We start from the raw sequence: 15146 nt of genomic DNA on the forward strand, positions 1-15146 counted from the left end.
GCTAACGACACTTATGAATCCTAATTATGATCTACTTATTACTTCGATTCAAAATGAACGTGTGAAGCAATGGGCTTCGTTGCTTGATAAGAAACATCGCGACCGCAGCGGTCAATTTATTATTGAAGGCGTTCATCTCGTAATGGAAGCGCTGAAGAGCGGTATCGACGTTGGCGTCATCATCTATGATAATGAACGAGGCATCCCTGTCGAGCTAAGGCAAGAGTCTAAGCTAGGCACGACCGGCTATGAGGCTGCGAAGGCAGCGGAATGGGTTCAAGCTTCACGATCCGTGATGGCCAAGTGCACAGGGACGGATACGCCGCCTCCTGTCTTCGCTGTTGTGTCCAAGCCGGAGCATGACCAAAGCGCGCTTTACCGTGAAAATAGTCTCGTCGTCGTGCTCGATGGCGTGCGTGATCCAGGCAATGTCGGCACGATCATTCGCAGCGCGGACGCGGTGGCGGCAGATGCCGTCATACTTGGCAAAGGCTGCGTCGATCTATACAATCCGAAGACGGTTCGCTCGACGATGGGTTCGTTGTTCCATCTGCCGATCATCGAAGGCGATCTAACAGAACTGATGCCGGCAGCTCGGGAGCGGGGCATCAAGCTCGTGGGTACAAGTCTGCAGGCTACACATACCTGCTACTCCTACGATTGGAAGCAGCCGACTTGGCTGCTCATGGGCAGCGAGTCCGACGGCTTATCCCAAGACGTGCGCCTGCAGCTGGACGAATCGGTTATCATCCCGATGCCCGGCGGATCAGAGTCATTGAACGTCGCAACCGCTACGGCGGTTCTGCTGTTCGAGGGGTTAAGGCAACGGAAGTTTAATCAAACAATAATTCCAGTCCAACTACTTAAATAACTGTCTTTCACTCAAGGTGGAAAGGTGAATACTGGTATTGGCTGAGAGAAGAGTTTATATCACAAGGCGATACAAATGATGGAGTAAATGAGTAATATTATATCTAGTATGTTTATAGAGCCACATGTGTGTGTAAATACTCCATGTGGTTTTTTGTTTTGTCTCACAAGCTAGAATTCGTCAAATTAGCCTAGTACATCTTTCGTAAACAACACAAATTCACTTCCATAATTTGCAGGAATATCTCGCTCTTTGTAGAATAATCACTCACTGGCCTGCATAGGTTCAGGCTGGACATATAGAAGTATATGTCGATGAATAATATTGTTCCTACGGATGAGAGGCAGGGAGTACGGGATGGATGATTTCGGACAAGTCGTTAGTCTCGAGGAAGAGCTGCGGCAAGCTAAGCCCGATATATTCATAGGAAGGGAAAGAATCGTTAGCGAGTTCATGCAGGAGGCCGAGTCGGGAACAATACCCGTGGACACACGACGTGTCCATCAGTACTATGGTGTGGGCGGAATCGGCAAATCGACGCTGCGAGAGCACTTGATAAAGCGCCTGGAGCAGCTTCCGGGCTCGGTGATCGGATTGATTAACTTCGAGAACCAGTCAGAGCGAACCCCGGAGGCAGCACTGCAGCTGCTCAGAATGAGTATGGGCAAACGGTACAAAATCAAATTTACGTCTTTTGATTTGGCTTACGAAACATATATGACGGGAAGAAGTCCTCAAGCAGCGGCGAATGGATCGGCTCCGCCGCTGATCGAGGAAGGAGATTTGGCGGCAAATATCGTTAATACAACCATTTCAGCTTTGGATGGAATCGGATTAGTGCCTAAGGCTATTTCTAGTGTCCACAAGTTCTATCATCTACTCACCAAGCGCAACAATAAGAAGAAAATGGCCTACCTCAACCCGCTCAAGGAAAAGGGAGATCTGGAGCTGTATAAGCATCTTCCGCGACTCTTTAGCGAGGATTTGCGGAAGTTCGCCGCTGGCCATTCCGGCAACGTATACATTTTTATTGATACCTACGAGGCGTTATGGACCAATCACCGGGACAAAGCAGAGGAGCTTGATGTCGACGATTGGATAAGAGACTGGGCGTATTACACGCCCGGCGTGACTTGGGTCATCCTGGGCAGGGAGAAGCTTCGTTGGATTGAGAGCCGCAGCGGATGGAAGAACGTGATCTCCTTCCATGAGATGCCGTCCATGAACGACGAGGAATGCAGAGCTACACTGGCAGCGTCCGCCATTACGGATGACGATATCGTCTCGCAAATTATCGCGGGTGCGGAAGGGCTACCTTTCTCACTGCGTCTATCGATTGACCAATATAACAGCATTGCAAGCAGCCGCACGCCTGTACGCGATGACTTCAAGCTGGAAAATTCGAAGGGCGAGCTGATTAAGCGATTCATGAAGCATTTGAACAAGGAGGAGAGAAGGGCGCTTGAGCTGCTGGCGCTAACTCGCTCCTGGGATCGGACGCTGTTCGGCAAGCTGATCACACACTTTAACTCTGGTCGTATCGGCCTCGACATGCAGGAAATCGTTCGTTTTTCCTTTATGAAGGAAAATTCGGACAAGCGCTGGGAGATGCACGCCTTAATGCGCCTCAGTCTGCGCGAGAGTATGCATGCCGAGAAGTTCGATGACGGCAATCAATTTTTGTTTGGCTATTATGCGGGGCTGCTTGAGGCTCATGATTTCCGCTCTGCTAACGGACAACCTGACTTTTGGCTTGGCGAAGCATTTTTCCACGGCTTTAGCCTACTGGAGAAGGGTGCCATGGAGCTTAAGGCATTCGTCGAGTGGTTCCGCAAGGAGGATGCCCGGTTCTACAATCAGGGTAATTGGGGTGTGTCCATTTCCCTACATAAACAGCTTGTCGACTATTTGGAATTGTCGCCGCGACCGGAGCGGGAGCGAGAATATAAGCAGCATCTGGCGGTAATCGTGTACGATCTTGCTTTCATATTGTTCATGTTCATTCGGTACGATGAGGCGGAGAAGCAATTCCGTTACGCGAAGCAACTTGCGGAGGCGTCTTATGCTGAAGGACATGCCTTCATCGGCAAAACCTTCTACGGACTGGCTACCATTTTGCAAAATAAAGGGGAATATGCCGAGGCTGAAGCTTTGTACTTGGAATCGCTGCGCATAAGGGAGAACGCCTTGGGCGAGAATCATCTTGCGGTTGCTCTGTCTGCCAATAATTTGGGAACGCTTTATCATGGCAGAGGCCGTTTGGAGGAAGCGAAGGAGTTATATCTGCGATCGATACGCATTCGCCAGCTGCCGGCCCAATATGACTCGAACAAGCTTGCAGACGGATATTTGAATTTAGCCCGACTATATCACGATCAGCGCAATTATTCGGAAGCGGAACACGTCGGTGGGGAAGCACTCGGGTTGAAGATCAAGCTGTTCGGCATGAATCATATGGGGCTGTGCAACGCTTTGAATCATCTTGGAAATATTTTCATACAGCAAGGGCAATATGCTAGAGCTAATACCTTCTTCAGCAAAGCGATTCGAATTGCGCGTTCTCATAAGAGCGAAGATGCTTCAGTTATGGGTAAAATATATTATAATCTAGCTGTGTTGTCCCATCTGCAGGAGGAGCTGGAGCAGGCAACTGAGTATATCGGGCAATGCCTTGAGATTCAGAAATTGTATTATGGCGAGGATCATTATCGTTATCGGCGCTCGCTGGAAGGGCTTGCCGGGCTGAGCGAGCTAGCGGCCGGATCGGAGCACTCCGAAGAGCAGTTGCAGCTTGAGTTTTGACGAAGGAGTGGAATACGCTGATTGAACCGAATTTTGCCCAAGATATCGGACTGGATTTTGCAGAGACGCTTGTTCCGCTGAAGGACATTCAATATTTGGCTATTCACCATACAGAATCCCAGGGCATGGACGCGCTCGAAGCCCATCGATTTCATAGGGAGGCGCGGAAGTGGGCCGGGATTGGCTACAATTACTTCATTGAAGAGGATGGAGCCATCATCAAGGGGAGGGGCTGCTATGTCGGCGCCCATGTCTATCGGTATAACCGGGTTTCCTTGGGCATTGCGCTGAGCGGCGACTTCGACAGCCATTATCCGACGGAGGCTCAGATGGAATCGGCAAGGAAGCTTTGCCTGTTCTTTATGAAGCAGTGCAACTTGCAGAGCTCGCAGATTATCGGCCATCGAGAATTTCCCGACGTCTCCAAATCATGCCCAGGACGGAACTTCGACATGGACGGCTTTCGAAATTGGATAGAGCAGACGAGGCTGGTTAATAGATAACGCGATGATGAGGGCGATAAAAGTGGCTTCTTACATTTGAAAGGAGTGGAATGCTAATGAAGCTGGATATCGATTATATCAATCGGTTCTTCGCGGAATCGTTTCCGGATGGCGTGTATGCTCGTGAGCTCAGGCTCTCGTTGGCGGAGGCCGACTATTTGCGCGAACAATATCCGAGAGCCAGCCTGCTCGTCACGGACACCGCTGTCTCCCCGGACGGAAAGCGCTGGTACGAGGTCCGGCTGAGGAGCGGATAGGGTTATCATCGATTCACATCACGTAAAAGCAAGAAGCTTCGCGAGGAGCAGTACTCCCGGCGAAGCTTCTTTTTGCTATCCGATTATTTCACTAACCCTTTCTCTTGCTTGAACTTCTCCCACTGCGCTTCGGTTTCTTGCTCGATCTTCTCCTGGCCGGAAGCAATGAGCTTGTCGCGGTATTTCGACAGTTCTTTGGCAGGATCGACGGAGCCGGATTCAAGCGCTGCTTGATACTCGTTGTTGGCTGCCGTTACGTTGGCGATCTCGGCTTTGATGCTCTCTTCGTTAACGCCGAAGCCGCTTGTCGCAGGGACGATGGCGCTGTCGTTAAGCTCGATCGTTCTGTCCCACGTGTCCGCTGCTTGGCCTGGCTTCAGATAAGCGTTGAATTGGTTGCCGAATACCCAGTCGCCGTTCGGCGCGTATCCGGAATCTTTGATCGGCTCGATAAACTTGTCATCTGTTTTGTTATAGTGGTTGCCTTCAATACCGTTGCAAATCAAGTTGTAAAGGTACTGATCCGTATTAAGCAGATTGATCAGCATTAGCGTACGCTCCGGATTTTTGGAGCTTTTGTTGATGACATGCATAGCGCCGGCGATACCCGTGAAGTAGCTGTCGGCAATCGGAGCATAGACGACTTCATTGCCGCCGTTTACAGCCATTTCACCAACTTCGCCGCCAGGCTTAGAAGTGAATTCGAGGCCGACCGCCACATTGCCTTTGGCTTTCAAATCGTTAATGTTCTGGATGATCGGAGCATCCTCGTTAATGTATCCGGCTTGGTACCAGCTGCGCATCGTATCATAGTATTCTTTTTTCTCATCGAGTATTTGCAGCCCACCGATATATTTGAGCGACGGATCGTCTTTAGCGTAGCTAAGCACAAGCCCTTCGCCGACCTTCGTCTTGTCCGTGAACAAGCCCCATGAGTTTTGCGCAAGACCGAGTGGGATGATGTCCGGCTCATTTTCTTTCAACTGCTTAAGGAATGGCTCAAGATCTTTGTAAGATTGAATCGAATTTATATCGAGATTGTATTTGTCAACGAAGCGCTTCTGGATGACAAGGCTCTTCGTCTTAGCGGCTACTTGATAGATCGGGAATCCGTATACTTTGCCATCTACGGCAAGCATATCCGGCCAGAATTTATCCGGAATGTTCGCACGGGCTTCCGGTGCATATTGCTTGATCATATCTTCCGTAATTTCCAAGTAAGCGCCTCTATCGATATAAGGCTGATAATTGCCTAGCCAGCCCTTCGAGCTCCATGCGAGGTCAAAGTCTTCGCCTGCTGCGAGCATGGCGTTGAGCTTCGGCTCGTACTCATCGAAAGTAAGCGGCTTCAAATCTACGGTCGCGTTGATTTTTTCTTTCAAATATTTGTTGATCTCGTCATTGACGAGCTGCTGGTCCGGACCAGGTTGAGCAGAAACCGGATAGATGAAGGTAAGCTTCACTTCGGGAAGAGCTGGCTCAGCAGGCGTCTCAGTTTCAGGGGCATTCGTGCTGCTGCCGGCATTGCTTGGGGCATTGGTAGCGTTCGGCGTGTTGCCATTGTTTGAACATGCCGCGATAATGGCAAGACATAGCGTAAGCGTGAACCATTTGGCCAATAGGGATGCTTTTGCTTTTTTCATCTGTGAACCCTCCGTTTATATTGTTTTTATATTGGCACAATAGTCGCTCCTTATCCTTTCAAGGAACCTACTGTAATACCCTTCACGAAATACTTCTGAAAGAAAGGAAATATGACTAACATGGGTCCGCCGGCGAGAATCGCCATTGCCATTCGAACAGACAAGGTCGGAAAGTTCGCATAAGCGAGCTTATCGGCAACCTGGGCAAGCGGGGAATTGGCAAGAAACTCGATTTGAGACAAAATACGCACGAGCAGCAGCTGCAGCGGAATGTATTTGTCATTGTCGATGAATAGCAGCGCGTAGAACCATTCATTCCAATAGCCGAAGGCGATGAACAAGCCAAGCGTCGCTAGTGCAGGCGTCGACAGCGGCAGGATGATGCCGAAGAAAATCCGGAATTCCTTCGCTCCGTCGACCTTTGCGGACTCGATAATTTCCTTTGAGATTTTGTCGAGGAACCCTTTCATGATCATAATGTTGAAAGGGCTGAGCAGCGTCGGAAGGATGATTGCCAGCAATGAGTTTTTTAAGTGCAAGTATTGCGTCATCATGATGTAGAAAGGGATCAGGCCGCCGTTGAACAGCATCGTGAAGAACACATAGAACGTAATCGGACGATTGTATCGAAAGTCCATCCGAGAGATCGGATAGGCAGTCATCGCTGTGAGCAGCAGCGAAGTCACTGTACCGATGACGGTAATGACTAGAGTCACGAGATAGCCCTTAAGCAGTGGATCCGGTTTCTCGAAAATGATTCGGTATGCCTCCGCGCTCCATTCCTTCGGCAGAAACTGATAACCGTTTTGAACGAGGCTGTTCTCGGAGGTCAGCGATATAATAACGACGAGGACGAACGGCAGGGCAATCATCAAGCAAAGGATCGTAAGAAAGACATTGATGAAGCCGTTCATCCAATTAAATGATCTGGTGCTTTGCATATGTAATTCCTCCTTGTTCAGAACAATGCATTGTCTTTATCCGTTCTCCGAACGAGATAGTTGGCGGTTACGACGGTAACGAGGCCTACGACCGATTGCAGAAAGCCGACTGCCGCCGCTGAATTGATATCGCCGAGCTTAGTCAAAGCGCGGTACACGTAAGTATCGATGATGTCGGTCGTCGGGAAGTTCGGTCCAACGTTATTCGGTACGAAGTAATGCAAGCCGAAATCGCCGCGGAAGATGTTGCCGAGTCCTAAGATGAACAAGATGATGACGAGTGGCTTGAGCAGCGGAAGCGTAATGCGCCACATCATCTGGATACGGGAAGCGCCGTCTAGTCTAGCCGCCTCGTAATAGTCGGTGTTAATACCGGTAATGCCCGCATAGTAGACTAGCGTGGAGAAGCCGATGCCCTTCCACAAGGCGACGAGCGGCAGGATGAATATCCAAGGCGCCGTCTCCAAATACCATTTATGCGGTTCAAGGCCGATCCATCCGATCATCGTATTAAGAAAACCGCCCTTATGGTCGAGGAAGGCGTTCGTAATATACCCGACAAGGACGAAGGATAGGAAGTAAGGCAGAAACATCGTTGTCTGATAAATCTTGATCAATTTGCCGCTCAGTTCGTTCAGGAGCAATGCAAGAAGCAATGCGGCAACCGTTCCAAGGGCAATATAAGAAAGATTGTAAAGCAGTGTGTTGCGGATGATGCGGACTGCGTCCTGTGCCTTAAATAGAAATTCGAAGTTGTTCAGGCCTACCCACTTGCTGCCGAAGATGCCTTGGTCATACCTGAAATACTTAAAGGCAAGAATGAGCCCGATCATCGGGATATAAGCGATTACGAATTTGAATAAAATACCCGGCGTCGCGAGCAGCAGCAATTCCCGGTTTTTGATTAGGTGTTTCCATTCTCTGCGAAGCCAGTTAGGCTTGTTCGGCAATGGACGCTGCGCATCGGCGTTAGAATCGGCGAGTTTGGTTTGTGCCACTTATGATCTCCTCCTTCTGTTGTTTTCCTTTTCTGATGCCCATCATGCCATGAAAGAAGTACAGCGGATAGAATACAATGATGGATTAACTGTAGTATGAGACTGTAAAATATTCGATTTCGTGTAATTGCGCGTCATACGGGCATAAGAAAGCCCCTTCTCCGACTGCTAAGCAGTGTAAGAAGGGGCACTTGAGGGGCAAAAAAACAGATTATGAGATCGATTTTTTCATCCGGTATTCCTTAGGTGTACTGCCGACTTTGCCTTTGAACAGCCGGAAAAAGTAGCTTTGATTCGCATATCCGCATTTATCCATTATTTCTGCGATTGTATAGTTGTCTCGCTCGAGAAGCTCCCGCGCGTGATTCAGTCTAACCTCGTTCATATACTCGGTAATCGTCATATTGTAGCTTTCCTTGAACAGCTTGCCGATGTAGGCAGAGGAGAGTTTCACGGTTGATGCGATCGACTGCTGGCTCAGATTGATATCGGCGAATTTTTGCTCGATGAGCTCCTTGACTGTCTCGAGCATAATTTCGTTCCGCTCCATGTTGGCGGGCCGCTGTCCTTCACATATTTTGGCGCAGAGCGAGAGGAGGGACAGATACATTTCCTCAAGCGTCTCTTTCTCCTGTGGAATCTGATGAATATAGTCCATATCGACGGAGAACGTGCCGATCCGATGCTCTACAATATCGGAAGCAGCGTTCTTGATCGTCCAGGCAAGGTTGCTGACGGCGCGAAGCATATCCTCGTAGCTGAATGTTGCGATATGGGAGAACGCCTTCTCCAGCTCATTGCCCGCATTCGTCAGTTGGCCTTTCTTAAGCGCCTCGGCTAGCTTGCGTTCTAAGGCGTCCGGCAGCGACATTTGTTTGCTGGACAGATTTTCCTTAATATCCTCCGACGCGATAATCGCCTTGTTTCCTTTCACAATCAAATATTGACTGCAGCGCAGCGCTTGGGCATAGGCCGTCGACAGATACGGGAATTGCGAGATCACATCGCTAATGCCGCAGGACAAGGTAAGGCCGTAATACCGCTCAATCGTATCTTGAATGTCGCGCAGCAGCGCTCTGACCTGATTGAATTGCGCGTTGTCGTCCTGCTCGCTTGGGGAGAGGATGAGCACGACATGATCGCCTCTGATTTCAACCGATTCGCAAGGGTAAGTCTTGCCCATTATTTCTTGGGCAATATTGACGATTGCGAAGCTGTGCAGCTTTTTGGTGCTGCCCGTCGTCATACGGTCATACACCGCGAACTGATCGATTTTAAGCACGCATACAATGAGCGGTTCTCGAACAGAAATGTTCAGCTCGTGCTTCTCGATTAAATGCTGCATGTCGCGATGCGAGAACAGCAGACTATCCGTCAGAAACCGGCGGATATAATATTTGCTCACAATATGCTCCGAGCTGATCTCGTTCAGCTTCTCCGATAGCCGCATATAATTGTCGCTCATCAGCGTCAGCTCGTCTCCGTAGCTTTGACTAACGTGTCTGCCGGAACCGGAGCCTGGGCCGTCATCCTCCCGAGCGTCTTCCTTCCGCGTGCTCGGAAGATGCGGTCTGATTCGTTTGAGCATATTTTCAATCGGATTATACAGCTTATAGGATAATCCGATCGATATGCCGATCGCGAACAGCAGGAACAGGCCGGACAGCATGAACGATTGATTGCGGGTTTTGGTCACGTCGGCCATGAGCTTGCCATAGGATTGGATATACAGAATCGTCCAAGAACCTAGGCCATCGTCCATGTACGTAACCATGTTTTTCTCCCCCGCCAGGTCGCCAATGACGAAGCCAGACGTATGTTGGCCTGCTTGTTTGTCGTTCAGGACGAGTTCGTTAATACTGTTCTGATGCTCCGAAGACAAGTAGGAGGCATTCGGATCGGACGACAGCAGTTGGCCATCCTTCGTTTGGATAAGGATTTCCCCTTGATCGCGGCTGCTTGCCACGTTCATCTTCCGCAAGCTTTCGAACACCCAGTCGGACTTAATGAACAATATGATTCCCGACTGGCTGCTTGAGAACGGCTTAAGCGAATCGGTCACGATAAAAGCGAACGAATCGATCCGCTCATCGCCCTGAGACATGCTCATTGGGATAAGCCGGTTCGTAGGCTGAGGATTGGCGGGATCGAGCAGCGTGCTTCTGATCCTCTCCTTTGTAATGCCGCCGTCGAGCAGGAAGCTGTTGCTCGTGCCGTATAGCTCCGATTGCGACTTATTATAGATCACCATCGAGTGCAGGAAAGAAGAGCTTTCCATAATATTGGACATTTGGCGGTAGCCGCGGATGAGATCCATCTTGGGCAAGTCGCCGTTGAACATGAGCGGTATAAGGAAATGGTCGCGATAAACGAAATTGGACAGCCTTGTAATGATGTCGTTCATATAAGAGAGATTGTATTGGATTTGAGAGAGAACCTTCAGGTTGGAGTCTTCTTGGATGCGTTTAACCGATCTTTCTAAAATATACGTATTGGATACCGATGAAGCGGCAAGTACGAGCACCATGGACGCCATTATGGAGAGCATGACCCGCTGCAAATACTTTTTGGATTTGTAAAAGCCGAATACCTTCATCCGATCCCAGCCCCCTGTGATTGGTATTTGACTATTTCGCACCTATTCGTTCAAAATCGATGTCGGTCCAGCCTAAGCGGTAAGCCGGCGAATCCTGTCGCAGCCGGTAATCCGCATGGTCGGCATCGATGAAACCAGGCTCGGCAATTAAGGTATGCTTGTCGTATTTGCCGTTAGCGAGGCGTTGCCATTGCTCGAGCGGATATTCGTTCCTCTCAAGAGAGTCAGCGCCGCTCGCTTTAAGCGGCAGGTTGCCGGCTACTTGGCAGCTCATGCCCTCGCGCCAGTAAAGGTTGCGATCGGCGGCAGCGAACCGTTCGTCGCTATAATTGACGAAGTAATAGAGATACCCTGAATTATAAATGATGTTACCGGCAATATCGATATGTTTATTCTCCTCGTCCGCCATCTCTTGGGAGCCGATAGCCGAGATCGCATGCGGATTGGATACAAGCAGATTGTTGTAGATTCGGTTGCCGATGCCCTTGGAGAAAATAAGCATCCATAGTTTTCCTTCACCAGTTGAATAGAGCCCGCGGATCACATTGTTCGTAACGGTGAAATCATCGGCGGCGTCGTCTAAATAGATGCCGAAGCCGAACGAGAAGTGAATGCCGCTGTCATGCAGATCATTGCCATGAATAACGTTGCCGCGGCCAGGGCCCCATGCTTCGATCATGCCTCCGTCTTGGCTGTCCGTCATCACTTCGGAAATATCGTTATATGCAATTCGGTTATTGCGGCTGTGAAGGAAATCCCAGTGGTTATCCCAGGTGACCGGAATGCCATATACTTGCTCGGGAAGCGTCTTGTGCCTCATGCCCTTGAGCGAGATGCCGTAACGAGGCATTTCGGCGATCCGATTATTCGAGATGTCGTTGTCACCGCTTTGGTAGAGAAAGATGCCGCAGCCATGGCCGATTAGCTCTCCGCCGTGTGTAATACGGTTGTTCACAATGCGATTATGAGAGTTCGAATAGGAGGATTCCGCATCGACGAAGGGGCCTTTGCCTGGCGGGAATCCGTTCAAGCTGATTCCGCAATAGCCGAGGCTGCGGATGTCGTTGCCCTCGATTGCAATATGCTTCGCATAATGATCGAGGAAGATGCCGCAGCTCCCGGACAGCTGAAGCTTGCAGTTCTCGATTTCAATATGCTCCGCATGATCGATATACACAACACCTTCACGGTGCTCCATGCGCTCCGCATTATCGTCCATCATCCGATATTCGCGGAAGAAGTCGGTACAACATAAGGAAAGGCCTGAGAAGCTTAGCCCCTGAACGAGGTGCGATTGCGATGCGCCTTGAATGTCGAGCAGTCTCTTGACCGATGGAGCGATAATGATCTGCTCATTCGGGTTGGCTGCTCCATCAGCAGGCCAGTAATATAGGATCCCGGCAGCCGAATCCAAATGATATTGCCCTGGGGCGCGAAGGAAGTCGAGCGACCCTTGCAAGAAATAACGCGAGCCAGTTCCGATCGGCCAAGTTGCCGGTGTTTCGAAGCTCATATACCGCTTCTCCCAGTCAACCGACGCGATCTTCTTCGTCTCGGAAAACCAATTCCATTCCCCTTCACCGGGCCATACGAAGGCTTGCGCCTCGGTTAGATCATATTGGGCTGGAAGGTCTGCTTCGCGAAAGGTAATCCCTTGGTCAGAGGAGTTTCCCCCTTCTTCATTAGCAGCCGTCTTGAAATAGCCGGAAGCGGGCAGCCTCGCCTGCTTTATCCGTTCTTCATTCACATACAGCGTATAGAAGGAAGGGAAATTACTGTCTAGCTTTGCTTGCCATATATTCCCGTTATACGGTTTCCATCCGGTTATCGCTCTGCCTCCTACAAGGCGTGCTTCTTCACCCGGATAGCTGCAGTAGCGAACCTTCCATCCGTCTCTGCCGCTGTCTCTATCATCGAAGCGCAGAGGTGAATCCATTTCATACAAACCACCGCGCATATAAACGGTAATATCCTGATTCATGCCATTCCTAATGTTCGTACGAACTTCACCCTGTGCTCTGCGAATCGTAAGGAAAGGGGCATGGGTGCTGCCCGAGTGGCTATCATTGCCGTAAGGCGCAACATAATAAGCGGTTTCCATGAAGAAGTCCTCCTTGGTTATAAAGCTACATTATAGTTATAAATCCGATGTCTTTACACTTGCAAGGGCTTTCATAATAAGTACACTTAATCGTTTTTTTCACAGTAGACCGCTTTCGGATCCCGTGATAACGTATCCATCAATTACAGTAATCGAAAAGGGGATTGTCTTGATGGTTGACAAGTTGTTCGGTGGAACAGGCGTTAAGCTGGAGGGTTTCATTACGAGATATGAAGATGCGGTTCCGGTGGAGAACGGCGAGGTTAACTGGATCGGAGAACAAGGGGGTGCGGCAGCAGCGGCATCCGGCGATGCTTGGAAGGTGAGATTGTCTTATGAAGGAACAATGGATAGCAGCGAGGGAATGGTCATTACAGCGGAGTTTAGGTCGGAAGGCTATGCGAAGCAATCGGCGGCCGCATTATCCTTTTCGTTATCGGAGTGGTCGAGTTCCAACTATGTACTTGTACCGGGAGCTGTATATGCCGGCAATCGATTCGAGATCAGGGAGCTGCCATATGCTCCATGCTGGACGAAGCTCGATGATCATGGACCGGACGTGCCGACGATCATCACCGATGTGCCAAGGCTATCGAAGCAGCCTCAGACGCCTTCCGCCTTTCACCTTCTGACGGGCGACGCGGCAACGCCGATTATCGGCATCTTCGACGACAAAACGTCTGTCGGCTGGTTGTTCGAGACAGAGCAAGCGACTGCGCTTGGCGATACGTCGATACATATGGAAGAAAGCTTGGACAGAAGCACGGCGCGGATATCGTTTCAAGCGCCGGGCGTCAGGCCGGTGACGAAATACGAGATGGCGACGACCAAAGCGCCAAGCGACGATCGCGGACATGATTTCGAACCGGGTGAAACGGTGCAAATTCGCTGCCGTGCATATCGTTTCCCCTGCGAAGACGTGAAGGGACTATTCGAGAAGTTCGCATCTATTCGAACCTCGGGCAAGCCATCAGCGAAACTTGCATCGAGTCTGCCTTTCTCCGCCGCATGGGAGATCCAGGAGAAGAAGTACAACGAGCTGAATTGGAATGAGCAGCTGGGCTATTATGCGGTAGGCACTATCGATATGAAGCACCAAGACTGGCAGATCGGATGGGTTGGAGGCGGAATGTCTAGCTACGCTTTACTGCTGGAAGGCAATGACGAGTCGGTTGAGCGGGCGCTTGAGACGCTTGAATTTATGTTCAGCAGCCAGACGGAGTCGGGATTTTTCCATGGCGTTTGTTATCAGGGAGAGTGGTATGGGGATGAGTTCAATGACGCCCTGAACCGACTGTACCCGGAGCGCTGGCATATATTGCGCAAGAGCGCGGATGCGCTTTATTTCATTATGAAACATTTCATCGCGCTTGAGCGATTGAGGCCTGAATTCCAATTGCCGCCTAGCTGGACGGACGGCACACGAAGGCTGGCCAATGCGTTCGTGAGGCTATGGCGAACGTACGGCCAGTTCGGCCAGTGGGTGCACACGGGGACTGGAGATATAATAATCGGGGGTTCGGCTGGAGCGGGGATTGCCCCGGCAGGGCTCGCTCTTTGCAGCCGCTACTTCAGCGATAGCATATATTTGGATGTTGCGAAGGAATCGACTGCATCCTTCTATCGGCAATTCACTGCCCAGGGAATTACGACCGGCGGTCCGGGTGAAATATTGCAATGCCCGGACAGTGAATCGGCGTTTGGGCTGCTCGAATCGTATATTGTCCTCTATGAGACGAGCGGCGAGAAGGCTTGGATAGACCGGGCGGAGGAAGCGGCGCAACAAGCGATGACTTGGTGCGTGTCGTACGATTTTCGCTTTCCCGAGGAGTCGACATTCGGGAGGCTTGGCATTCGTACGACCGGCTCGGTAATTGCCAACGTTCAGAATAAGCACAGCGCACCGGGGATTTGTACGTTGTCCGGCGACTCGTTGCTGAAGCTGTATCGCGCGACCGGCAAAGCGATGTATATGGAGCTGCTGCGGGAGATTGCGGGCAATCTGCCGCAATATTTGTCACGGTCGGACCGTCCGGTGAGAGGTTGGGATGGCCATGATATGCCGCCGGGTTATATGAGCGAGCGCGTCAATATGAGCGATTGGGAAGGCAAAGGTTATGTGGGAGAAGCGATTCCTTATTCGTGCTGGTGCGAGGTGTCGCTGATGCTTACTTATGCGGAGCTTCCCGGCATTTATGTTGACTTGGCCAACGATAAGGTATTTGCGATCGATCAAGTGGAGTGCGGGCTTGTCGTTAATGGGCAAGGTGAGCGCATCCTCACGGTATGCAATAAGTCGGTCTATCCCGCGGCGGTTAAGCTTCTGGTCGAAAATAAAGCGGAAGCGGCAAAGCCACTCGGGCAATGCGCTTCCGCCGGATGGCAACGGGTCGAACTGAGGCCGGGAGAAACGACGGCAATTACCCTATGATCT

The 15146-nt window shown here is 50.5% G+C and carries 10 protein-coding genes; 5 read left to right on the forward strand and 5 right to left on the reverse strand.

The features are described from left to right. Positions 1–13: 13 nt before the first annotated feature. The 4 genes from V8F51_RS22585 (at position 14) to V8F51_RS22600 (ending at position 4433) form a co-directional block, all read left to right on the forward strand. Positions 14–871: a TrmH family RNA methyltransferase gene (locus V8F51_RS22585; RefSeq protein WP_337102759.1), complete on the forward strand. Its 858-nt coding sequence runs from the start codon at positions 14–16 to the stop codon at positions 869–871. Positions 872–1228: 357 nt separating this feature from the next. Next, positions 1229–3673: a tetratricopeptide repeat protein gene (locus V8F51_RS22590; protein ID WP_337102760.1), complete on the forward strand. Its 2445-nt coding sequence runs from the start codon at positions 1229–1231 to the stop codon at positions 3671–3673. Then, on the forward strand, positions 3670–4176 hold the full coding sequence (locus V8F51_RS22595) for a peptidoglycan recognition protein family protein (protein WP_337102761.1): 507 nt from the start codon (positions 3670–3672) through the stop codon (positions 4174–4176). Before V8F51_RS22590 ends, V8F51_RS22595 begins: the two co-directional genes overlap by 4 nt. 56 nt (positions 4177–4232) lie before the next feature. Then, positions 4233–4433 (forward strand): hypothetical protein, encoded by a 201-nt coding sequence (locus V8F51_RS22600; RefSeq protein WP_337102762.1) that lies wholly within the window; start codon positions 4233–4235, stop codon positions 4431–4433. A gap of 83 nt (positions 4434–4516) precedes the next feature. Here the strand turns inward: V8F51_RS22600 and V8F51_RS22605 are convergent, their stop codons facing one another. From V8F51_RS22605 to V8F51_RS22625, 5 genes are all read right to left on the reverse strand, one after another. Beyond that, positions 4517–6076, reverse strand: a complete 1560-nt coding sequence (locus V8F51_RS22605; RefSeq protein WP_337102763.1) for an ABC transporter substrate-binding protein — start codon at positions 6074–6076, stop codon at positions 4517–4519. A gap of 50 nt (positions 6077–6126) precedes the next feature. Beyond that, on the reverse strand, positions 6127–7017 hold the full coding sequence (locus tag V8F51_RS22610) for a carbohydrate ABC transporter permease (RefSeq protein WP_337102764.1): 891 nt from the start codon (positions 7015–7017) through the stop codon (positions 6127–6129). Between the two features lie 17 nt (positions 7018–7034). Next, a complete protein-coding gene (locus tag V8F51_RS22615; protein WP_337102765.1) occupies positions 7035–8015 on the reverse strand; it encodes an ABC transporter permease in 981 nt (326 codons plus the stop codon). Between the two features lie 211 nt (positions 8016–8226). After that, the gene (locus V8F51_RS22620) at positions 8227–10611 is read right to left on the reverse strand and encodes a helix-turn-helix domain-containing protein (RefSeq protein ID WP_337102766.1); all 2385 of its coding nucleotides are present in this window, start codon (positions 10609–10611) and stop codon (positions 8227–8229) included. 31 nt (positions 10612–10642) lie between these two features. Further along, the gene (locus tag V8F51_RS22625; RefSeq protein ID WP_337102767.1) at positions 10643–12712 is read right to left on the reverse strand and encodes a right-handed parallel beta-helix repeat-containing protein; all 2070 of its coding nucleotides are present in this window, start codon (positions 12710–12712) and stop codon (positions 10643–10645) included. A 172-nt stretch (positions 12713–12884) separates the two neighbouring features. Between V8F51_RS22625 and V8F51_RS22630 the strand changes: the two genes are divergently transcribed. Further along, entirely contained in the window at positions 12885–15143 is a 2259-nt protein-coding gene (locus V8F51_RS22630) for a hypothetical protein (protein WP_337102768.1), read from the forward strand. Positions 15144–15146 lie beyond the last annotated feature (3 nt).

The organism is Paenibacillus sp. YIM B09110, from assembly GCF_037167145.1.
Classification (GTDB): Bacteria; Bacillota; Bacilli; order Paenibacillales; family Paenibacillaceae; genus Pristimantibacillus.

Bases quoted from the DNA above. Each gene is read 5' to 3' on its own strand.
- V8F51_RS22625 (WP_337102767.1), bottom strand. From the start codon at position 12,712: ATGGAAACCGCTTATTATGTTGCGCCTTACGGCAATGATAGCCACTCG.
- V8F51_RS22585 (WP_337102759.1), top strand. From the start codon at position 14: ATGAATCCTAATTATGATCTACTTATTACTTCGATTCAAAATGAACGT.
- V8F51_RS22590 (WP_337102760.1), top strand. From the start codon at position 1,229: ATGGATGATTTCGGACAAGTCGTTAGTCTCGAGGAAGAGCTGCGGCAA.
- V8F51_RS22610 (WP_337102764.1), bottom strand. From the start codon at position 7,017: ATGCAAAGCACCAGATCATTTAATTGGATGAACGGCTTCATCAATGTC.
- V8F51_RS22620 (WP_337102766.1), bottom strand. From the start codon at position 10,611: ATGAAGGTATTCGGCTTTTACAAATCCAAAAAGTATTTGCAGCGGGTC.
- V8F51_RS22605 (WP_337102763.1), bottom strand. From the start codon at position 6,076: ATGAAAAAAGCAAAAGCATCCCTATTGGCCAAATGGTTCACGCTTACG.
- V8F51_RS22600 (WP_337102762.1), top strand. From the start codon at position 4,233: ATGAAGCTGGATATCGATTATATCAATCGGTTCTTCGCGGAATCGTTT.
- V8F51_RS22630 (WP_337102768.1), top strand. From the start codon at position 12,885: ATGGTTGACAAGTTGTTCGGTGGAACAGGCGTTAAGCTGGAGGGTTTC.